The sequence below is a fragment of the Peptostreptococcus faecalis genome (genome assembly GCF_900240845.1).
GTDB classification, from domain to species: Bacteria; Bacillota; Clostridia; order Peptostreptococcales; family Peptostreptococcaceae; genus Peptostreptococcus; species Peptostreptococcus faecalis.
The window spans coordinates 1,040,839-1,062,707 of record NZ_OERU01000001.1; the positions used below are offsets into that span (position 1 = coordinate 1,040,839).

Sequence of the window (21,869 nt, forward strand, 5' to 3'; positions counted from 1 at the left end):
ATACTTATAGTGATTTTTTAAATTCGTCTACTAGATTGCTAATTCTAACTTCAATCTGTTCTCCAGTATCCATATTTTTTAGTATTGCAATATCTTTTTCTAACTCTTCATCGCCAATCACTATAGTAAATTTTGCATTAATTTTATTTGAATACTTAAATTGAGCCTTTACACTTCTATCTATGTGATCTTTGTCTGCTGATATATGATTTTTTCTCAATTCTTTTAGAATACTAAATGACTTTACCTTTGCCTTATCTCCAATTGTAACTATAAAAATATCTGTTTTATGTGGATCTTCTATTTCAATAGATTCGGCTTCCATTGTTAGAAGTAATCTTTCTACACCCATAGCAAAACCAATTCCGGCATTGCCTTCAGGTCCTCCAAGTTGTTCAACTAAGCCATCATATCTTCCACCGCCACATACAGTAGACTGTGCACCTAAATTATTTGATATTATTTCAAATGCCGTTCTTTTATAATAATCTAGTCCTCTAACAATTCTTTTATCAACTTTATAATTTATATCCATTTCGTTTAAATATACCTTTAAAGTTTCAAAATGATCGCTACATTCTTGACATAAGTTGTCTGCCATTAGAGGTATATCCTGTAAATTTTTCTGACACTCTTCATTTTTACAATCAATAACTCTCATTGGATTTTTTTCTCTACGCTCATTGCATAAGTCACAAAGAACATCTTCTTTTTGCTTTAAAAATTCTCTTAATTTTTTATTGTATTCAGCTCTACATACTGGGCATCCTACTGAGTTAATTGCTATTACTAGATCTTTTAACCCTATTTCCTCTAAGTATTGAACTGCCAATGATATTATTTCTGCATCTAGAGACGGTGAATCGCCTCCAACTGCCTCGACACCAAACTGATTAAACTGTCTTTGTCTACCTGATTGCGGTCTTTCATATCTAAAGCAAGGTGTTATATAAAATAACTTAGTTGGCTGTGCATCTGCATACATCTTGTTTTCAATAAAAGATCTCATTACACCTGCAGTTCCTTCTGGCTTAAGAGTTAGCTCTCTTTTCCCTTTATCAAAAAAAGTATACATTTCTTTTTGTACTATATCTGTAGTATCACCAACACCTCTTTTAAAAAGTTCTGTGTACTCAAATATAGGAGTTCTAATTTCCTTATATCCATATAGATCACATAAGTTTCTAAATTTCTTCTCTAAATAATTCCATTTATATGAATCCGATGGAGTTATATCTTTAGTCCCTCTTGGAGCGCTTATTGTCATTTTTTTCTACCTCCCTACACTTTTTTTCTATCATTTCATCAACTCTGCTAAGGTATTGTTCTAAATTCTTAACATCATCAACTCTTTCTATTCTATTTTCATCCAAATATACAAATTTTGAAACAGCACCTGCTCCTATTGCATAATTGGACTGATTTTCTTCCATTACCTGCATATTATATATACATTCATATCCATCTTTTGAATAACCAATATTCTCTAAATTTCCCATCATGTATTTTTGTCTATAAAGATAGTATGGATTATAGCTATTCTCTGTGAGATGCCTTTTTGATATATTAATCATTTCAACCATCTCTTTATATGTTATGAAATCATGTTCATACTCTTTTTTATTTAAAGAAAGCTCTGATGTTCTCTTCATCGCAAGTGTATGCACTGTTACACATTCTGGATCCAACTTTACTATTTCTTTAATAGTATTCTCTACCATGTCTACTGTTTCTCCAGGTAGGCCTAAGATAAGATCCATATTTATATTATGAAAACCTAGATTTCTAGCCATATAAAAACAATCTTTAATATCCTCAACTGAATGTTTTCTGCCAATCTTATCTAAGGTTATTTGATTCATAGTCTGTGGATTTATACTTATTCTAGAAACATTGTGTTTTTTTAAAACTTTTAATTTTTCTATTGTGATGGTATCTGGTCTTCCTGCCTCAACAGTAAATTCTTTTACATCATTTAAATCAAAAATTTTAAATAATTCCCTTATCAAATAATCCATATCACCTGCTTCAAGTGATGTAGGCGTTCCTCCGCCTATATATAAGCTTTCAATTTTTTTATCTTGCTTTTCTAGTAATTTAGACACACCTTTTGCTTCTTTTAGCAAAGCTTGTACATACTCACCTCTTAAATCTCCAAACTTTTCTAGAATATGTGATGGAAACGAGCAATATACGCATCTAGATGGGCAAAATGGTATGCTTATGTATAAAGAAATTTTTTTCTCAGATACAGGGTATATAAATACCCTTTCTCGATTAGCAATTTCTATAATTAAATCGAGCTTTTCATCGTTAATTAAATATTCTTCCTTCATAAATTTTCTTATTTCATCTATTGACTTTCCACTATCTAAAAGCGAGTTAATTATTTTAACTGGTCTTATTCCTGTCAGAATACCCCATGGAATATTTACATCATATTGACTGACCATATATTCAAACATGCTTCTTTGAATTATTCTCTTAGATATCGCTTTAATAATATTATCTGTTTTTTTGTTACTTTTTGCAAATTTTTTTTCATCAGTTAAAATTATTCTTTTACTAGATGAGTTTTTATTATTCTTATTGTCTGCAAAATTGTCTGCAAAATTTTTATCGATTATACCTTCAAAACTCACACTATCTTCTATTTTTTTTTCGTATACTTTTACTCCATTTTCATATACTCTAGTTGTAGTAGAAATTTTTGCTTCTTTTACATTTTTTTCTACAATTAAAGAGTTTTTTAATATTTTTTCATCGTCAATAACGTCAAAATCTTCTGAGCTTTCAACTATTGAAAACTCAGAAGAAAATAATCTCAAAAATTCAGAAATTTCATATCTATAGTTATGTCCCGATAATATTACTTTCATGGCTATCTTAGCACCAACTTCATGTATTCATTATTTCTTTTTTCTTCACCTATTGTACTAGAAGGACCATGTCCAGGATATATAACTATATTGTCATCCAATTTACTCAATTTTTTTAGTGAGTTAAGAATTTGTTCATAATCACCACTATATAAATCTGTTCTACCTATAGACCCATTAAAAAGAGTATCTCCTGTGAACAAATCATTTCCACACTGTATACACATTCCACCTTTAGTATGACCTGGTGTGTTTATGAATGAAATTATATTCTGTCCAATTTCAATCTGATCACCTTCATTTACATAAATGTCAGCTTCAAATTCAATCTTTCTAGGGAAAAATTGACTACTTAGGTTCTTATTTGCATCATTTAAAAGCTCTTTTTCATTTATATTAGCCAAAACTTTAGCTTTTGTAAAATCTTTAAGTTCTATTACATCTCCAATATGATCTGCATGAGAATGAGTAAGCATTATATATTTCACATTTAATTTCTTTTGAGAAATAAAGTCTTTCTCTTCTTTAATATTTAAAGCAGGGTCTACTACGATTGCATCCAATGTCTTTTCATCATAATATATATATGTATTTTCCTGCATCATACGATCACTTAAAATTCTTATCTTCATAAAATCCTCCTAGAATTTTTTATTTGAATCTAGCATAATTGTAACTGGACCATCATTTATCAACTCAACTTCCATATGAGCGCCAAACTTTCCAGTTTCTGTAGTTATTCCCATCAATCTAGATTTTTCCACAAAATCTAGATATAATTGCTCTGCAATCTCAGGTCTTGCTGCATCTGTAAAACTAGGTCTTCTTCCTTTTCTACAATCACCTAAAAGTGTAAACTGACTAACTACCAAAAGTTCTCCACTTACATCTTTTAAAGATAAATTCATTTTTTCATTTTCATCTTCGAATATTCTTAGATTGACTATTTTCTCAAGCATATAGTCTACTTCTTTCGCAGAGTCTCCATTTTCTACCCCCAAAAGAATCATAAATCCTTTATTTATTTTTCCTATAATTTTGTTGTCAACACTTACACTTGATGATTTTACTTTTTGTATAACTGCTCTCATATAAACCCTCTTTTATTTACCATGAACTCTGTAAGAATCCTCTACTCCTGGTATATTCTTTATTTTCTTAATTACCTGGTTGAGCTGTTCAATTCCATTAACTTCCAAAATCAAATCTATCGTCAACCCTATGCTATGACCTTTTCTTGCATAAATTCCTGATAAGCCAACCTTTTCGTTTGAAATTACATGTGTAATTTCATTTACAATACCTCTTCTATCATTGGCACTTATTTGAACTTCTGCCTCAAATCTTGTATTGACATCATCTAGCCATGATACTTTCACCATTTTGCTCTTATTTTGATATTCGTCTCTTAATAGATTTTGACAGTCAGATCTGTGTACGGTTACGCCTCTTCCGCGAGTTATATATCCACTTATGTCATCTCCTGGTAGTGGGTTACAACATTTTGCAAATCTAACGTAGATTCCATCTAGACCATCAACCCTAACGCCGACATGTCTCTTTTCAGATTTTTTTATTTTAGTCTTATTTTTTTCGAATTTGCCTATATTATGAGTGGCAATATCCTCTTCCATCGCAGCCTTTTGTTCTTTTTCTTGCTTTCTTGTATCTCTTAAAACTAAATCTTTTACTTTAGTCGCTACATGATTACCTGCAATACCACCATATCCAATTGTAGCTAGAAGATCTTCCATATCTGGCTGATTAAATTTTTCTCCAACTTCTTTTAGACACTTTGCTACCATAGGGTCATTCTTATTAAGATTATTGCGCTTAAATTCCTTATCAAGTATTGCAAGACCTCTTTCAATATTTTCTTCTCTTCTTTCTTTTTTGAAAAACTGTCTTATTCTATTTCTTGCATTTGGTGTTTTTACAATACCTAACCAGTCCAGACTAGGTCCTGGTGAATTAGAAGAAGTTATTATTTCCACTATTTCTCCATTTTCTAACTGGTATTCTAACGGAACTATTTTATTGTTAATTTTAGCTCCAACACATCTATTACCTACATTAGAGTGTATTCTATATGCAAAATCAATTGGTGTAGAACCATTAGGAAGTTCAATTACTTCTCCTTGAGGAGTAAATACATACACTTGTGCATTGAATACATCATCCTTTAAAGCATCCAAAAATTCATGAGGATCGGTAACATCCTTCTCCCATTCCATCATTAATCTCAACCACTGCAGTCTTTCATCTACTTTTGAAGTATCACTTTCTGTTATACCTTCTTTATATTTCCAATGCGCTGCTATACCGTATTCAGCTATGTTGTGCATTTCATGGGTTCTTATCTGTATCTCAACAGGTTCTCCATCAGGTCCAACAACTGTAGTATGAAGTGATTGATACATATTTGGTTTTGGCATTGCTATATAATCTTTGAATCTTCCTGGTATTGGTTTCCAAAGTGTATGCACTACGCCTAGCACTGCATAACAGTCTTTTATTGAATCTACCAATACTCTAACTGCTATCAAATCATAAATTTCATCAAAATCTTTATGTTTTGTTTTCATCTTTTTGTAGATACTATAAAAATGCTTTGGTCTTCCGTAAACATCACAGCTTATATCCATATCACCAAAAGTTTTTATCAGTAAATCCACAATATTTTTAATGTATTTTTCTCTTTGCTCTCTTTTTTTATTTACTTTCTTTACAAGAGCATAATATCCATCAGCATCCAAATATCTAAGTGATAAATCTTCAAGTTCCCATTTTATCTTAGAAATACCTAATCTATGAGCTACCCCTGCATATATATCAAGAGTTTCTTGAGCTTTATACTTTGCTTTTTCAGTATCCATGTACTCAAGAGTCCTCATGTTATGTAATCTATCTGCTAGCTTAACAAGTATAACTCTTAAATCTTTTGCCATTGCCAAAAACATTTTTCTTAAATTTTCTGACTGTGACTCTTCTTTTGTCATATACTTTATTTTACCAAGTTTTGTTACACCATCAACTAATACAGCTACATCTTTCCCAAACATTTCTTCTATTTCAGATTCTTTATAGTTAGTGTCTTCTACAACGTCATGAAGAAGACCTGCACATATTGTATCTATATCTAGTTGCATATCCGCTAGAATATTTGCTACTGCAACTGGGTGTATAAAATAGGGTTCACCAGATTTTCTGTATTGATCTTTATGAGCTTCTTTTGATAAATTGTAAGCTTTTGCTACTTTTTCAAAATCAGCTTGTGGTGCATATGTTTTTATTTTATCTATTAGTTCTTGTAATTTTTCTTCATACATCATATCACCTCATAAATTTTTTATAGCTAATCTATCTTAAAGTAACATCAGCTACACATACTTGAATTTGAATTACAGATTTTTATTTTAATATATTATTCACTCTCATATTTAACTAAAGAGTTTACCTTGTAACCATTTAATTTTTCTCTTCCATTTAAGAAAGATAATTCTACTAAAAATTCTAAAGCAACAACTTCTCCTCCTAATTTTTCAATTAGTTTAGTAGCAGCAGATACAGTTCCACCTGTTGCAAGTAAGTCATCAACTATGGCTATTTTTTGCCCAGGCTTTATAGCATCTTTATGTATCTCCAAAATATCTGTACCATACTCCAGTTCGTATTCATATGAAACCACTTCTGAAGGAAGCTTTCCTGGCTTTCTTATTGGTACAAAACCGATTCCCAGATTATATGCTACCGGAGTTCCTAATATAAACCCTCTTGCCTCTGGACCAATTATTAAATCAACATTTAAATCTTTAAGATCTTCTACTATCTGATCTACAGAGTACTTTAATGCTTCTGGATCACTAATTAATGTAGTTATATCTTTAAATCCAATCCCTGGTTTAGGAAAGTCTTGTACATTTCTAATTTTTTGTTCTAAATTCATTATATCCTCCAAAAATGTTAGCTTACGCCGTAAGTCGTTTTAAATTCTTTTATAATACTTTTTATACTCTTAACTATTTCATTATTTTCTAAATTTAATTTTTTACTTGGTTTTGGCAAAATATTAAATTCTAAAATATCGTCTTTATAATTTATACTATATTCTAAAAGTTTTTCACTTTCCATCACTTTCAATCCAATTAAAAATTTAATCGGTGTCAGTTTTAGCAACTTAATCAGTTTACTATATCTTATTTCACCACTATCCATTGAATTGAGATACTTGTATATAACAACAAAATTTTCCCTATTAAATTGCATTTCATCAAGCTTATTTTTTAAATAAAGAAAGTCTCCATTATTAAAGTTAAATATTATTTTTGAAAATTCGTTCTTTCTTTTATAAATAAATTCTAATTGTGTTAAACTATCTAAATAATCGTATATAATAATTTTATTATAGCGTTTTAAGTCTGTTTTTTCAATATTTGATATGAATATGCAATCTATTTTTTCCTTTTTTGCAATGTTTATATCCGACATTGCTCTAAAAAAACCATTTAATGTATTAACTATTATTAAATCACCATCGTCTGCTTCTGATATGATGTCTTGATATCTTTTGTTTTTTTTATTTTTTATCATATCTTTGTATTCAACATAATATTCTTCTTTTTCTAGTGATTTTAGTTTTTCAGTCGTGATTCCATTATGTAAACTGCAATCTACATCAACTATTTTTTCAGTTGCTTTTAAAGCTTTTGAAAAAGTAGTTATATCACTTGGAGAAAACATACGAATATCTTTAATTAAAAGCTGAACTTTTACATTTCCATTATATCTATTTTCTCCAACTTGAAATACCATGTCTACTATATCACCACTTTTAAACTCATTGTATAAATAACCCATACCGAATCCTATACACTCAAATTCTTCGTTTTTTTCAATCACGATTTTTAGATGTCGCTTATCTTTCCCAAGCAGGTATGTGTTTTTTATATAACATTCTCTCAACACGAAATATGGTGTAGCATTTTTTATTCCAAACGGCTCTAGCACATGTAGTTCATCAACAAAATCTAGATTTATTCTTCTTTCATCTATTTCATACTCTATCTTGATTTCTTCAACTAAATCCTCTTCGTGTAATTTGTCTAGGGCAATTTTATTTATCTCTATCCTTAGTTTATCTATATCTTCTGCTTTGACAGTCATCCCAGCTGCCTGTTCATGACCTCCAAATTTAACCATATACTCTTTACACTCATAAAGAGCCTCAAATAAATTAAAACCTTTTATCGATCTTCCAGATCCTACTGCTAAATCATCTTCTATACAAAGCAGTACACAAGGTTTATAATATTTTTCCGTTATTTTTGAGGCAACAATTCCTATAATACCATGATGCCAGCCTTCTTTCCCCAAGACAATCACTTTATCATTTTCAAATTCCGGATTATCATTTATCATTTTTTCGGCTTCATTGTACATTGTCGCTTCAATAAGTTGTCTCTGCTCATTTTTTATATCCATCTCAGCAGCAAGCTCTTCAGCCTTTTCTGCACTTTTTGCAGTGAATAACTCCACTCCCAAACTTGAAGATCCAAGTCTACCTGAAGCATTAATTCGAGGACCTAGCGAAAATCCTAAATGCGAACTTTTTAATGTAATTCCTTCTAGACCACAAATTTCAACTAAAGCTTTCATACCTATATTATTACCCTTGCCAATAATTTTTAGTCCATTTTTGACAATTATTCTATTTTCATCCAAGACTGGCATAATATCACAAATAGTCGCTAGCGAAGTAATCTCTAAATAGTTATCAATGTTTTCCTTAAATACTTTATCTCCGCTAAGTGCGTGTATTAATTTAAATGCAATTCCGCATCCACACAAACCTTTAAAGGGATATTCACAGTCGGGGCGTTTGTGATCAACAACCGCATACGCATTTGGCAGCTCATTTTGACATTCGTGATGGTCTGTTATAATTACATCTATTCCCAACTCTTTCGCATATTCAACTTCATTTACTGATGTAATTCCGCAATCTACTGTCAAAATTAAATCCACATCTAATTTTTTTATTTGATCAATTGCTTCATTATTTAATCCATACCCTTCTTCTAATCTATTTGGTATATAGTATTCAACTGGATAGTCTATACTATCAAAATATATCATCATAAGAGATGTTGATGAAACTCCATCAACATCATAATCTCCATAAATGCAAATTTTTTCGCTATTTGAAATTGCAGCTTCTATTCTTTCTACTGCTTTATCCATATCCTTCAAAAGAAAGGGATCTCTCAACAATTCAAAAGATGGGTTTATATACATATTTATATCATCGCATTCTGATATATTTCTATTTGTCATAATTTGGGAAATTTCATCAGAAATTCCAAGCTTTTTAGTATATTCATTACCTTTTGGCTTATGCTTGCTTATAACTGTCCACTTTTTCATCAGAACACCTCCCTTACTTTCGATTAGATTTACTATTTTTTAATATCATTATTATCAGTATTATTCCTATAAGAAAAGAAAATGCAAAACCTCCTAGACTTATAATCTGCATTATTTTATTAGAATTTACATTTTGTGAAGATATCATTAGTGATGATCCTAATATACATGCTGCAAATATAATGCTAAGCGACAATTGAGCACTGAATTTTCTAATACTCTCTTCCAAACTCGGTACACTTAACTTCTCAATATCTATCTTAAGGTTGCTTTTTTCCATCTTTTTAAGTATATTTTTAATTTGCATAGGTACTGTAGATACGTCGTAGTACGCTTCAAATAAATTAGATTTCAAAACTCTTGCATTTTTTTTCAAATTCAATTTCTCTTCTCGATAAAATTTAATGTACGATTTTATTATTATATCAACATTAAAATCACGATAAAGACCTCTAGATGTTCCCTCCAGTGTAATTACTGTTTTCCCTAGTAAAACAATTTGTGATGGAAGTTTTATTTTATGTGTCCTCATAAATCTAAATATCTCATTTAGAACTTCTGCTATACTCAATTTGTCAAATGGTATATCATAATAATAGTGTATTAGATAGAGTAAATCTCTTCTCAATCCTGCATTATCCGCTTCACTTGAAATAGCTTCCATATCAGATAAGACTCTTATTATTTTTTCAATATTTTTATCTGTAGAAAACATAATAAGCTGGTTTAAATAACCAAGTGTTTTGTCATCAATAAGTCCCATCATTCCAAAATCAATATAGGCTAATTTATTGCCTTCCATTATAAATATATTTCCTGGATGAGGATCGGCGTGGAAAAAACCGTGTTCCATAACCTGCTTAAAAAATGACCTTACCCCTATATCAACAATTTTTTTCTTTTCAGTTTCAGTAAAATCATGATTTCCAATGTCAGAAAGTGCAATTCCATTCACCTTTTCCATTATAAGAATTTTTTTAGTCGTATAGTCATTATATATTTCAGGTATAAAAACATCACCATTGTACTTAAAAATCTTTTTCAACTTTATTCCATTGACTGCCTCAAATTTATAATCTAATTCTCTTATTAACTGTACTTCCAACTCTGAAATAAATTCTACAGCGTCTATATTATATTCTGTTTTTAAAAAGGTAAACTTTCCAGCTACTTTTTTTAATATACTTATATCTGCTCTTATAATTTTTTCAATTCCAGGTCTTTGTATTTTAACAACTACTCTTTTTCCGTTCAAAAGTTCTGCATCATAAACTTGCCCTATTGATGCAGCGGCTATAGGGGTTGCACTTATTTTTTTAAATACGGTATCTTTTTTGGCGTTCAACTCATTTTCTAAAATAGACATAGCCTCATCAGTATCAAATTCTTCGACTTGATCTCTAAGTTTACTAAGCTCAAAAATTATGTCATCATCAAATAAATCTTTTCTAGTACTTATTATCTGACCGATTTTTATATATGTAGGACCCAGTTCTTCAAAAGCAAGTCTCAATCTTTCCCCAGTAGTTAAATTCTTATATTCACCAGAATTAACACTGTTAGGAACTTTATTTACAGCTGTATCTTTATTTAGTTTTTCAATGATAAATCCAAATCCATATTTTATCATCACAGAAGCAATTTCTGTGTATCTTCCAATATACCTATAGCCTATTTTCATGTTAATTACTCACCTTCAGTTAATAATTTAGCTTGAATCATTATTGCACATTCGGTTCTCTTTTTTTGCATTTCACAACCTAAATCATATGGTTTGTTGATGTCTCCATTGAAGTTTATAGCATTTGCATGACATCCGCCTGAACAATAAAATTTATTCCAACATGACTTACAACTTTCCTTGTTATAAACATGTGCATTTCTAAAAGTACTTTTTATATTTTCTGGTATCTCTATTTTTTCAGAATTGATATTCCCCAATATAAACTCATCCTTACCCACAAACTGATGGCAAGGATATATATCTCCATTTGGTACTACAGATAAATATTCATTACCAGCTCCACATCCTGTTATTCTCTTTATAACACATGGTCCTTGATTTAAGTCTATCATAAAATGGAAAAATTTAATTTTTTCCCCATTTAGCTGTCTTTGTGCAAGTTCGTTTGCATAGTTTTCATATTCACTGAAAATCTTAGGAAGATCTTCTTCTCTTAGGGCAAAAGGGTTTGTTTCATCATCTACTACTGGCTCTACTGAAGTCAGTTCAAAACCTAAGTCATAAAAATGATTTACATCCTTTGAAAAGTCAAGATTGTCACGTGTAAATGTACCTCTGATATAGTAATATTTATCCTTTGGTCTCTTGCTAATTAACTTTTGGAATTTTGGTACAATGATATCATAACTTCCCTTATCGTTTACAGTCGGTCTCATTCCATCATTTATATCCTTTCTTCCATCAAGAGAAAGTACCACATTATGCATATGTTCATTTATAAAGTCTATTTTTTCATCATCTAAAAGAACTCCATTAGTTGTAATAGTAAAACGAATATTTTTCCCTGCAAATTTTTCTACAGATCTACCATATTTAACTAACTTCTTTACGACTTCCCAGTTCATAAGTGGTTCTCCTCCGAAAAAGTCAACTTCTAAATTTTTTCTATTACCACTTCTTTCTATTAGAAAGTCTATTGCTTTTCTTCCTATTTCATAAGGCATTAACTCTGCCTGTCCTCCAAAATCACCCTGTTTTGCAAAACAATATTTGCATTTCAAGTTGCAATCATGTGCAACATTTAAGCATAATGCTTTTACAACTGGTTCTCTATTCACAAAACTTGGATGATATTCGTATTCATCTTCTGTGTATAAAAGACCTTCACTTACCAATTCTTTTATCTCGTTGTAAGCCTCAATAATCTTTTCTTTATCAAATTCATCTGATAAAAGACAGACTATATCATCCATTTCCTTTTCATCATAGTAATCTAACACTCTATAAGTAACATCATCTACAACGTGAACGGCGCCACCATTTACATCCATGACGATATTATATCCATTCATGTTATACTTGTGTATCATCTTCAAAACAATCCCTCCTAGTTCTACTTCTTAAAAATATTTCACATTTTATTATAACATATATTACATCTATTTTAACATTTAAGGTATCATTTACTATTATAATATCAAAATTGTTTTCGAATTTTTATGTTGCAAAAATACTATTTGTGGTATAATATGGGATATGTGTAAAACGGAGGTGAATAAATTGAGTATATTTAAGAAAATGGTAGTTACACTTACTGTTGCTTCATTATCATTTTCCATGGTAGGTTGTGGAACAGATAAAAAGCAAGGCAGCGCAGAAAATACTAAACAAGAAACCGAGTATATAACTGAACTTACAAAAGATAATGTAGAAGAGGTAGTAATAGAATACAAAGAGATACTAGCATATTATAACGATGTCAAAAATAATCTAAAAACTATTAGCGATGTTAATAAAAATCCTCAACTTGAAAGGGATGCTGTTACATCAAGAGATTCTATTAAAAATGGAGTTACTCTTCTAAAAAATACAAAAATTAAATATAAACCTTTGTCAGAAGCTAAAGAAACTTTACTAAAAATGTATAATGTATCTTTAGATTTAGCTGATAATGTAATTAATAGCCCATCTGCTTACCAAAGCGGTTTGACAGAGTATGAAGATCTCTTTAAGGATTTCAAAACAAAAATGGATGACATTCGAAAAGATATAGAAAAGCTTAGAGAAAAATCACCTTCTTCAACTGAAGAAAATGAAATGAAGGTAGCTGAAAAATCAGATTCATCTGGATCAGATAACACAACTTCAAATAAATCAGGTGACTCTAATAAGAGTAAAAATTCTTCTTCTAGTTCTAATGGAGCTACATCGAAGAATAAGAATTCCTCAAGCAACAATAGTTCTAATAACAGCTCAAACAATAGCAATTCTTCAAACTCTTCATCAAATGGAGATAACTATGAATACAGCTCAAATTCTGTTCCTAAGGTATCAAGTCTTAATAACAGTATAAGAAGTGAAATAAAAGCTGCTGGAGCAAGCGCAGGATTAGATTATAAAAACAGCGGTGGAAACAGCTCAAATCTAGATGAAGTTGCAGCTCAAATGTTTAGCGATATAGAAAATGACAACCCAATAGAAAGCGGTCAAAGATCAGAAGCAAGACAGATATTTATAAGTGCTTTTAAAAGCGCTTTTAACGGAAATTAATATAAAAAAACTCTCAAGATAATCTTGAGAGTTTTTTTATATTTCAAAATTTATTATATTCTATCATATTTTAATTAATATTATACAGCTAAAATACTTCTAATATTTGTATTTCTAGAATCAAGATCTACTTCTTCTGAAACATTCATAATTATAGAATGTCTTTTTTCATCTACAAAGAATACTATTATTTTTTTATCACTCACATTATACTCTCTATAAGAGTCCATTCTGTTATCAAGGACCTTAGATAGATTTTTTATATCGTTTTCCTCTTTATTGAGATTAAATTTAGGATGTGATTTTTTTATTAGATTAAAAATGCTATACTCTTCTTCTTTTTCATATACATTGTATTTTTCTAATAATTCTTGTAGTTGCTCATCACTTACTTTCACCTTACTAATTTCTCCACTTTCTGTTCTCAATAAATTTCCATATAAGTCTTGGCTAGAAATATATTTTATATCACTTAAAGGAACGCTTAACACCTTATCAAAGTCAACATATTGCTTTTCTGTTACATATCCCTCATTTTTCACTTCAATAAAACCTGGGATAGTTCCTATGCAAAAGGATTCTATCGAATCTTCACAGTACTTACTAGTAATTGGCACTATATCAACCATGTTACTTTTTTCGTCAACTCCAACTATTATTGCATAATCTAATACTTCTGCACTCTCCATAATATCAGTTATAGCAAAAAAATTATATTTTATAACGTTTCCTAACATATATAATCCCTCCGTTTTATCTAATTTTGTGAAATCATTTTCCAATTAAATATTAACATATTAATGCTATATAGTCTAGTATTTTTATTGTTTTTATGCAAAAAAGAAGGTGATATATTATATATAACCCTCTTTTATAGTATACTATTCATTTTTATGACATACTTATTTGTTGTTTTCAGTAAAGCTCGTCATATATTCTTCAATATCTTTTGCAGTAGTCATTTTTAATATTTCTTCCGATAAGTTCTTCATATCAGATTCTCTTACTGAATTTATCAGTCTTCTTGCTCTTAAAATAGATATTGGAGACATTGAAAATTCATCAAGTCCAAGTCCAAGAAGTATAGGAATCATATTTAAATCTCCTGCTGATTCTCCACACATTCCTACCCATATACCTTCTGCATGCGCATTATCTATTACTAATTTAATCAATCTCAATACAGACGGGTTAAATTGATTATAAAGATAGCTTATTTTTTGATTCATTCTATCTACTGCACACGTATATTGGATAAGGTCGTTGGTTCCAATAGAGAAAAAGTCTACATTTTTAGCCAATATATCTGAAATTATAGCAGCAGCTGGAACCTCAATCATCATTCCTATTTCCACTTCATCAGAATAAGAAATTCCCTCATTTTTCAATTCATGCTTCACTTCTTCACAAATTTCTTTTGCTCTTAATAGTTCTTCATTTGAAGATATCATTGGAAACATTATTCTTAACTTTCCATATATAGATGCTCTATATAGTGCTCTTAGTTGAGTTTTAAATATATCAGTTCTATCTAAACACATTCTTATAGCTCTATAACCTAAAAATGGATTCATTTCCTCTTCAAATTCAAAGTAGTCTAATTTTTTATCTCCACCTATATCAAGCGTTCTTATAACTACTGGTTTATTATTCATTCCCTCTAAAACCTTCTTGTATGCTTCAAACTGCATATCTTCATCTGGGAATGAATCGCTATTCATATATAGAAATTCAGTTCTATATAGTCCAACACCTTCAGCATCGTTCTTTATTAGACCTTCAAGGTCGTTTGGAGTCCCGATATTCCCAGCAAGTTCCACCTGTTTGCCATCTAGAGTAATTGATTTCTTTCCTTTTAAAAGTTCTAATGACTTTTTATCTTCTTCATAAGCTTCTTTTTTCATTTTGTATTCTTCTATTTTATCATTGTCTGGGTTTATAAATGCCTCACCAGTTGTTCCGTCAAATACTATAAAATCATTATCTTTGATTTTGCTTGTCGCATCGCTTAATCCTACAATTGCAGAAATTTCTAAGGTTCTAGACATTATTGCTGTATGTGAAGTTTTTCCACCTATATCAGTTAAAAAACCTAATACCTTTTTCTTATCCATAGTGGCAGTATCTGATGGAGTAAGATCGTGAGCCACAAGTATTACATCATCTTCTAATGCAGAAAGATCTATTACCTTTATCCCTAGAACGTGTCTAACTACCCTTCTACTTACATCCTTTATATCAGCTGCTCTTTCCTTCATATACTCATTATCCATAGATTCAAAAATAGAAACAAACATATTCGTAACTTCATCTAATGCGTATTCAGCATTCAAAGATTCATTCTTTATTTTATTTTCAACTTCTCCTATAAATTCAGGATCATCAAGAACTAATAAATGTGCAGCAAATATTTCAGACTCTTCTTCTCCTAGTTCAATTCTTACCTTTTCTTTTACTTTTGTTATTTCACTTCTAGATACTTCGACAGCATCGCTAAGTTTCTTTAATTCATTTTCTATATTTATACCATCTTTTTTTGTAATTACTATTTCATCTGCTTCCACAACTAACGCTTTTCCTATAGCTATCCCAGGGGAAGCTCCAATTCCTTTTAACATTATATTCCTCCTTTATTACTAAATTTTAAACAAAAAATGTTAAGAGGTTTCTCTTAACATTTTTTTGAACTTAGTTTTCTCCAAATCCATCTTCTATTAATTCTACGATTGAATTCAATGCTAATTCTTCATCTTCTCCATGAGTTTCAATTGTCACTTCAGTTCCCTTAGACAGACCTAGTTTCATAACACCCATTATAGATTTAGCATTTACTTTTTCTCCATCATAAATTAATTCAACTGAAGATTTAAATTCAGATGCTTTTTTTACAAACTTACTAGCAGGTCTAGCATGTAGTCCTGTTTCATTAATTATTGTAACTTTCTTCTCCATAATACCCTCCTATAGTAACTTTCTTTATTTTTTTGTAATATATAATTTTTAAAATTTAATATGTTTCATACTCGTGTAGACATATCATATTATAGTTTACTTTATTTGCAACAAAAATGCCACTTATTTTTATTTTTTTTATAAAAAATTAATCTTTTTTTAACCAATTTTAGAATTTATTATCATGTACTGCTATCTAAGTGGTTGAATACCCACGTAAAAATATAATAAACCTTTTATTTTACCTTATCCTTACTATGATTTTTTCAGTTAGAAATCTTTATTTCCTATCAATTCATTTTTATTGTGGTCAATAAATAATAAAATTCCTTCTGCTATTCCATTAGCTATTTTTTTTATTCCCTGATCACTTTCTAGTATCTCAGAATCTGACTGATTAGTAACAAATCCACAGTGTACTATTGCAGCAGGAATTTCTATTTCTTTTAAAATACCTATTTCCTTTTGATATATACCCCTGTCTTTCATTTCTACAAAAGACACCGATGTATTTTGAATAGAAGTAGCTAATGTTTCAGATAAATCTTTTTCTTCGCTACCTGCCTTACTTGAAGTCTCAGACATCGTTTTATTTACAATTTTAGAAACATTATTCTTTCCTTCACTTTCATTTTTTTTATCTGTAGCATCATTTTCACTATTTTTCGATTTATTTTCATCTAAATTTGAAACTTTATCCTTGACACTTTTTTCATCATCTGCTGTTTCAGTATTTATTATATTGTAATATGTATCAATACCACTTGCATCACTTCTATTACTTTGATAATTTAATCTAATTGACACGAATATATCTATGTTGTTATCTTTTATAATTTTCACTTTATCATTTACTGTTTTATATTCATCAGAAGTCCTTATCATTTTTACTTTAACATCTTTATGTTTTGATAGAACATCATTAATTTCATCTGCAATTTTCATGTTTATTTCTTTTTCAGGTATATTTTTATTTTTTGTACTTGGTCCAGTGTCATTACCACCTCTCTCTGCATCAATCGCTATATTGATTGTTCTAATTTTTTTATCTGTGGTTTCTTGTTGAACTTGAGTATTAGAGGTAGATTTTTTATTCATATTTTTTTGAAAAATACCAAAGACGCCAGATATTATTTTTATAACCAAAAAAATAGCTAAAATAAATACAAATAAAACAAATAATAATTTTTTTATATCAATTTTTTTTCGTTTTCTATTTCTCATTCTTGTTTTCTTCATATTTACACCTATTTTCTATTTTATATTAAAAAATTCTTTTAACACTTTTATTACTCCATATTCATTATTAGAAGGAGCAATAAATCTAGAAATTTTCTTGATTTCATCTACTGCATTTTCCATTGCATAGCTATAATACGCATCATTTAACATATCAAAATCATTCATTTGATCTCCAAAAGCCATAGTTTCCTTGCTTGTAATATCTAAGATTCCTTGAAGTTTTTTAATTGCATTTCCCTTACTCGAATTTTTTGACATTATATCAAGCCATCCATGTGCTGAGGTACAAACTGTAGCCACATCTGAAAATTCATCAAATATACTCTGGAAATCTCTATCAAATCCTTTTTCAGAGTATATAGATATTTTAACTGGTAATCTGTCTATATCTTCAAACCTTTTTACAACTTTATGTTTTGGCAAAAAGATTTCAGCATTTTTTTTGGATGCATCATCCATATCATTTATATATGAATAATCTTTTGTACAGTATACCGCTTTTTTATCACTCATCTTATTGAATTTACCTAGTATCCTTGACGTAATATCTTCATCAAGCTTTTCTTCTAATATTATTTTTCCATCTAGTTCTACTACTGTTCCATTTTCAGAAACAAAAATAATATCATCTGAATACTCCGCAAATTCTTTTTTTAGACTTGCCATTTGTCTACCACTTGCTGCACAAAAATGTATACCTCTATTTTTTAAAACATTAAATACTTTTCCAAATTCTGGACTTTTTCTTTTTTCATCATCAAAAAAAGTTCCGTCCATATCTACTGCTATTAGCTTTACCATATACACCTCCAAATAATGCTTCTATATTATTATAACCACTATTGTATTATAATAAGTATCCAAGAAAACATCAATACCATTATATCATATACTATAATATATAATTAATAAATTCCTATTCTATTTTCTGTTACTCTATTTACTTAATTGCAATTTTTTTATATAATAGAGTAGTTAATGTAATTTTAGAAATAAGGAAGGTGATTTTTTGTCAGCGCTTAAAAAGTTAGTTATTTTTCTAGCTATATTAGTAATTGCACTGCCCGCATCGTTCGCAGGAGTAGTATATACAAAACTTCATAAAATGAAAATAGATGATGGATTTGAGATGCTAGAAACAAATAAGTATAAATTTGATGATGAGATAACAAATATATTACTTGTTGGAAGTGACGCTAGACCGGGAGAAGAACAATCAAGATCTGACGCTATGATGATTTTAACAGTCGATCGTAAAAACAACAAGCTCAAGCTTACTTCATTAGGAAGAGATACTTATGTAAATATACCCGGGCACGGTTTTCAAAAGCTTACTCATGCTTATTCCTATGGTAAAGAAAAACTTCTTATAGACACTATAGAAGAAAACTTTGAACTTGATATACAAAATTACGCCAAAGTCGACTTTATATCATTTATGGATATTGTTGATACTATTGGTGGAATTGAAGTAAATATTCTAAGTGGCGAACTACAAGAATTAAATAAATTTATTTATGAATGTTATAAATTTGATAGAAATCACCCTGAACCAATTCAATATATTAAAAAACCGGGAACACAAACTCTCATGGGATATCAAGCTCTTTCTTTTGCAAGAATTAGGCATAATGATGGAACAATGGAAAGAGATAATAGACAGAGACTTGTTATAGAAGCAATATTAAAAAAGGCTAAAACAATGCCTGTATCAAAGTATTCAAAACTTTTAAATGCAGTTCTTCCATATGTGACAACCAACATGGATCCTGCTGATATACTTTACCTAGCTAAAGATATACTTTCAATAGGAGATTTAAGTTTGGAAACATTGCAATTTCCTTTCCATCCTGAGAATGAAGTTAGACTTCAAGAAGCGGGATATGTAATACCTTATGAAAAATATGAAAATAAGCTTCTTCATAATTTCATATTTGATGACAAGAAACCTACTAAGTTGGATATAGAAAACGCTGATAAAGATTGGGAAAAATCTGGTCAAAAATCTCAGTATATTTCAGATCCTGAGTATTCAAACAGATAAATAATAATAAAAAAACGAGATTTTAAAATCTCGTTTTTTTTATTATTTTCAAGTCATCTAAATAGCTGTCCAACCACCATCAACATTTATTAACTGTCCAGTTGTGTAAGAAGAATATTCAGAAGCGAAATACAATACTGCTGTGTCTAACTCCCCTGTCTTACCAATTCTTCCCATTGGGCAATATGCTTCAACTACATTTGCAAAAGCTTCGTTTTCAATAACAGCCTCTGTCATTTCAGATTCGAAATATGCTGGTCCAATAGAGTTTACTGTGATACCTTCTTTTGCCCATTCATTCGCAAGAGCTTTTGTCATCATCAATACAGCTCCTTTTGTTGTCGCATAGGCAGTCATCATATTAGAATGAGCCATTGCTACTCTAGAGTGTATAGAACCTAAGTTTATAACTCTTCCGTATTTATTTTTTTTCATTATTTTTCCAACTTCTCTTACAACCTTGTAAACTCCATCTATATTGGTCTTCATCATTCTTTCCCAAACTTCATCACTCATTGTGTCAGCAGGTTCTCCTATCCCAAGACCTGCATTATTTACTAAAATATCAATTTTACCATAATGTTTTTCAATACTATCCACTGCATTTTTTATACTGTCACTATCTGTTACATCGCATTTTTGAACAAATATCTCATATCCTTTTGATTCAAGGTCTTTTTTTACTTCTTCTAACTTTCCTTCTCTTCTCGCAACAAGAGCAAGTTTTGCTCCTTGGCTACCTAATGCGTGTGCAAACTGAACTCCTAGTCCACTAGATGCACCTGTTACCATTGCCACTCTTCCTGTTAAATCAAAGTAATTCATAATGTCCTCCTTTAAAAATACTTAAATTTTTATCTAAACATGCCAGCATATAAAACGTTTGCTTAATACAATTATAACCTCTTAAATCAGTTTTGTAAAATCTGTTTTTTTAATATCTTATATCTGTCTTCTAATTGTCAGTATTGTTAATTATATAATTAAATGATTCAAATAAAAAAGTTATTTCTCAACACTATATCAGTTAATATATCAGTTATGGATAATTTAATGTTTATATTATAGAATTACATAGGAAGATATGTGAAATGAAATTTTATATAGAAAGGCAGGTGTAGTATGTCTAAGTTAAAAAAGTTAATTATTTTTCTTTTATTTCTAGTTATATCTTTACCGATTGCTTCATTCGCTCTTACTTCAAATTTTTTAGGAGGTATGCATGACTCAAGCATCAATACTGAAAGCCTTGATGACTTGTCACATTCAAATAGTGATGGAATACGAAATATATTAATCATGGGTTCTGACGCTAGAAAAGGTGAGGAAACATCTAGAACTGATTCTATGATGATATTGACAATAGATAAGGTTCACAATGACATAAAAATCACATCACTTGCTAGGGATAGTTTTGTAAATATTCCAGGTCATGGAAAATCAAAATTGACACATGCATATGCATATGGGAAAGAAAATCTATTGATTAAGACTATAGAGCAAAATTTTGATATAGATATAAATGATTTTGTACTAATCAACTTCGAATCTTTCATATCTATTATAGATACTATTGGTGGAGTTACAGTAGATGTTAAGCAAAGCGAGATTAACGAATTAAACAAGTTTATACCAGAAACTTATGAGTGGAGTACTAATGACAACAAAGGTAAAATGCAATTGATCAACTCTCCTGGCGAACAAAAGCTCAATGGCTATCAAGCTCTTTCTTTTGCGAGAATAAGACATAATGACAGTGCCTTTAATAGAGATAATAGACAGAGAATGATTGTAATGAGTGTATTGAAAGAAGTCAAAAATACATCCTTATTAAAATATCCAAGCATATTAAAATCTGCGTCTCCATACATAAAAACAAATATGAAAACAATTGATATGGTTAAATACGGTGTAAGTATATTGAGTATTGGAACTGACAATATTAAGCAAATGGAATTTCCAATAGTATCTTCTACCAAATATACAACTGGAGGAAATTATGGTAACTATGGTTGGGTTCTTAGATATGATCCTTATTCTGTAAAATTCTTAAAAGATTTCATATTTAATGACATTGAGTATAAGGAGAATTAAA

Annotated in this window: 18 protein-coding genes; 3 read left to right on the top strand and 15 right to left on the bottom strand. The window is 29.8% G+C overall.

What is annotated here, in order from left to right; translation table 11 throughout:
• Nucleotides 1-4: 4 nt before the first annotated feature.
• From hisS to scfB, 9 genes are all read right to left on the bottom strand, one after another.
• On the bottom strand, nt 5-1,267 hold the full coding sequence (gene hisS, locus C0982_RS04780; RefSeq protein WP_101773074.1) for a histidine--tRNA ligase: 1,263 nt from the start codon (nt 1,265-1,267) through the stop codon (nt 5-7).
• The gene (gene hemZ, locus C0982_RS04785) at nt 1,239-2,879 is read right to left on the bottom strand and encodes a coproporphyrinogen dehydrogenase HemZ (protein WP_101773075.1); all 1,641 of its coding nucleotides are present in this window, start codon (nt 2,877-2,879) and stop codon (nt 1,239-1,241) included. Before hemZ ends, hisS begins: the two co-directional genes overlap by 29 nt.
• Nucleotides 2,880-2,881: 2 nt before the next feature.
• Nucleotides 2,882-3,511, bottom strand: coding sequence for an MBL fold metallo-hydrolase (locus C0982_RS04790; RefSeq protein ID WP_101773076.1), 630 nt, complete (start codon nt 3,509-3,511; stop codon nt 2,882-2,884).
• A gap of 9 nt (nt 3,512-3,520) precedes the next feature.
• The gene (dtd, locus tag C0982_RS04795) at nt 3,521-3,970 is read right to left on the bottom strand and encodes a D-aminoacyl-tRNA deacylase (RefSeq protein ID WP_101773077.1); all 450 of its coding nucleotides are present in this window, start codon (nt 3,968-3,970) and stop codon (nt 3,521-3,523) included.
• 12 nt (nt 3,971-3,982) lie between these two features.
• The gene (locus C0982_RS04800; RefSeq protein WP_101773078.1) at nt 3,983-6,208 is read right to left on the bottom strand and encodes a RelA/SpoT family protein; all 2,226 of its coding nucleotides are present in this window, start codon (nt 6,206-6,208) and stop codon (nt 3,983-3,985) included.
• Between the two features lie 95 nt (nt 6,209-6,303).
• Nucleotides 6,304-6,825 (bottom strand): adenine phosphoribosyltransferase, encoded by a 522-nt coding sequence (locus tag C0982_RS04805; RefSeq protein ID WP_101773079.1) that lies wholly within the window; start codon nt 6,823-6,825, stop codon nt 6,304-6,306.
• A gap of 17 nt (nt 6,826-6,842) precedes the next feature.
• The gene (gene recJ, locus C0982_RS04810; RefSeq protein WP_101773080.1) at nt 6,843-9,302 is read right to left on the bottom strand and encodes a single-stranded-DNA-specific exonuclease RecJ; all 2,460 of its coding nucleotides are present in this window, start codon (nt 9,300-9,302) and stop codon (nt 6,843-6,845) included.
• 13 nt (nt 9,303-9,315) lie between these two features.
• Nucleotides 9,316-10,983, bottom strand: a complete 1,668-nt coding sequence (locus C0982_RS04815) for an ABC1 kinase family protein (protein WP_101773081.1) — start codon at nt 10,981-10,983, stop codon at nt 9,316-9,318.
• 5 nt (nt 10,984-10,988) lie between these two features.
• The gene (scfB, locus tag C0982_RS04820) at nt 10,989-12,362 is read right to left on the bottom strand and encodes a thioether cross-link-forming SCIFF peptide maturase (RefSeq protein ID WP_101773082.1); all 1,374 of its coding nucleotides are present in this window, start codon (nt 12,360-12,362) and stop codon (nt 10,989-10,991) included.
• 175 nt (nt 12,363-12,537) lie between these two features.
• Here scfB and C0982_RS04825 point away from each other — a divergent pair, with 175 nt between their 5' ends.
• Nucleotides 12,538-13,536 carry a hypothetical protein gene (locus C0982_RS04825; RefSeq protein WP_408633992.1) on the top strand — a complete coding sequence of 333 codons (999 nt, stop codon included), beginning with the start codon at nt 12,538-12,540 and terminating at the stop codon, nt 13,534-13,536.
• A gap of 80 nt (nt 13,537-13,616) precedes the next feature.
• Here C0982_RS04825 and C0982_RS04830 read toward each other — a convergent pair whose 3' ends face one another.
• The 5 genes from C0982_RS04830 to C0982_RS04850 all read right to left on the bottom strand — a co-directional run bounded on the left by C0982_RS04830 (nt 13,617) and on the right by C0982_RS04850 (nt 18,531).
• The gene (locus tag C0982_RS04830) at nt 13,617-14,273 is read right to left on the bottom strand and encodes a hypothetical protein (protein ID WP_101773084.1); all 657 of its coding nucleotides are present in this window, start codon (nt 14,271-14,273) and stop codon (nt 13,617-13,619) included.
• Between the two features lie 165 nt (nt 14,274-14,438).
• The gene (gene ptsP / locus C0982_RS04835) at nt 14,439-16,157 is read right to left on the bottom strand and encodes a phosphoenolpyruvate--protein phosphotransferase (protein ID WP_101773085.1); all 1,719 of its coding nucleotides are present in this window, start codon (nt 16,155-16,157) and stop codon (nt 14,439-14,441) included.
• Nucleotides 16,158-16,224: 67 nt separating this feature from the next.
• Entirely contained in the window at nt 16,225-16,488 is a 264-nt protein-coding gene (locus tag C0982_RS04840) for an HPr family phosphocarrier protein (protein ID WP_101773086.1), read from the bottom strand.
• 270 nt (nt 16,489-16,758) lie between these two features.
• Nucleotides 16,759-17,727, bottom strand: coding sequence for an N-acetylmuramoyl-L-alanine amidase (locus C0982_RS04845; protein WP_101773087.1), 969 nt, complete (start codon nt 17,725-17,727; stop codon nt 16,759-16,761).
• Nucleotides 17,728-17,742: 15 nt separating this feature from the next.
• Nucleotides 17,743-18,531: a Cof-type HAD-IIB family hydrolase gene (locus C0982_RS04850; protein ID WP_101773088.1), complete on the bottom strand. Its 789-nt coding sequence runs from the start codon at nt 18,529-18,531 to the stop codon at nt 17,743-17,745.
• Nucleotides 18,532-18,739: 208 nt separating this feature from the next.
• Here C0982_RS04850 and C0982_RS04855 point away from each other — a divergent pair, with 208 nt between their 5' ends.
• Nucleotides 18,740-19,774: an LCP family protein gene (locus C0982_RS04855; protein WP_101773089.1), complete on the top strand. Its 1,035-nt coding sequence runs from the start codon at nt 18,740-18,742 to the stop codon at nt 19,772-19,774.
• A gap of 57 nt (nt 19,775-19,831) precedes the next feature.
• Here the strand turns inward: C0982_RS04855 and C0982_RS04860 are convergent, their stop codons facing one another.
• Nucleotides 19,832-20,599, bottom strand: a complete 768-nt coding sequence (locus C0982_RS04860; RefSeq protein WP_330399781.1) for an SDR family NAD(P)-dependent oxidoreductase — start codon at nt 20,597-20,599, stop codon at nt 19,832-19,834.
• Nucleotides 20,600-20,896: 297 nt separating this feature from the next.
• Between C0982_RS04860 and C0982_RS04865 the strand changes: the two genes are divergently transcribed.
• Nucleotides 20,897-21,868 carry an LCP family protein gene (locus C0982_RS04865; RefSeq protein WP_101773091.1) on the top strand — a complete coding sequence of 324 codons (972 nt, stop codon included), beginning with the start codon at nt 20,897-20,899 and terminating at the stop codon, nt 21,866-21,868.
• Nucleotide 21,869: the final 1 nt, after the last annotated feature.

Coding starts and splice junctions, on each gene's coding strand:
- C0982_RS04805 (WP_101773079.1), bottom strand. CDS start 6,825: ATGAATTTAGAACAAAAAATTAGAAATGTACAAGACTTTCCTAAACCA.
- C0982_RS04850 (WP_101773088.1), bottom strand. CDS start 18,531: ATGGTAAAGCTAATAGCAGTAGATATGGACGGAACTTTTTTTGATGAT.
- C0982_RS04860 (WP_330399781.1), bottom strand. CDS start 20,599: ATGAATTACTTTGATTTAACAGGAAGAGTGGCAATGGTAACAGGTGCA.
- hemZ (WP_101773075.1), bottom strand. CDS start 2,879: ATGAAAGTAATATTATCGGGACATAACTATAGATATGAAATTTCTGAA.
- C0982_RS04815 (WP_101773081.1), bottom strand. CDS start 10,983: ATGAAAATAGGCTATAGGTATATTGGAAGATACACAGAAATTGCTTCT.
- C0982_RS04865 (WP_101773091.1), top strand. CDS start 20,897: ATGTCTAAGTTAAAAAAGTTAATTATTTTTCTTTTATTTCTAGTTATA.
- dtd (WP_101773077.1), bottom strand. CDS start 3,970: ATGAGAGCAGTTATACAAAAAGTAAAATCATCAAGTGTAAGTGTTGAC.
- hisS (WP_101773074.1), bottom strand. CDS start 1,267: ATGACAATAAGCGCTCCAAGAGGGACTAAAGATATAACTCCATCGGAT.
- C0982_RS04830 (WP_101773084.1), bottom strand. CDS start 14,273: ATGTTAGGAAACGTTATAAAATATAATTTTTTTGCTATAACTGATATT.
- C0982_RS04845 (WP_101773087.1), bottom strand. CDS start 17,727: ATGAAGAAAACAAGAATGAGAAATAGAAAACGAAAAAAAATTGATATA.
- recJ (WP_101773080.1), bottom strand. CDS start 9,302: ATGAAAAAGTGGACAGTTATAAGCAAGCATAAGCCAAAAGGTAATGAA.
- C0982_RS04800 (WP_101773078.1), bottom strand. CDS start 6,208: ATGTATGAAGAAAAATTACAAGAACTAATAGATAAAATAAAAACATAT.
- C0982_RS04840 (WP_101773086.1), bottom strand. CDS start 16,488: ATGGAGAAGAAAGTTACAATAATTAATGAAACAGGACTACATGCTAGA.
- C0982_RS04790 (WP_101773076.1), bottom strand. CDS start 3,511: ATGAAGATAAGAATTTTAAGTGATCGTATGATGCAGGAAAATACATAT.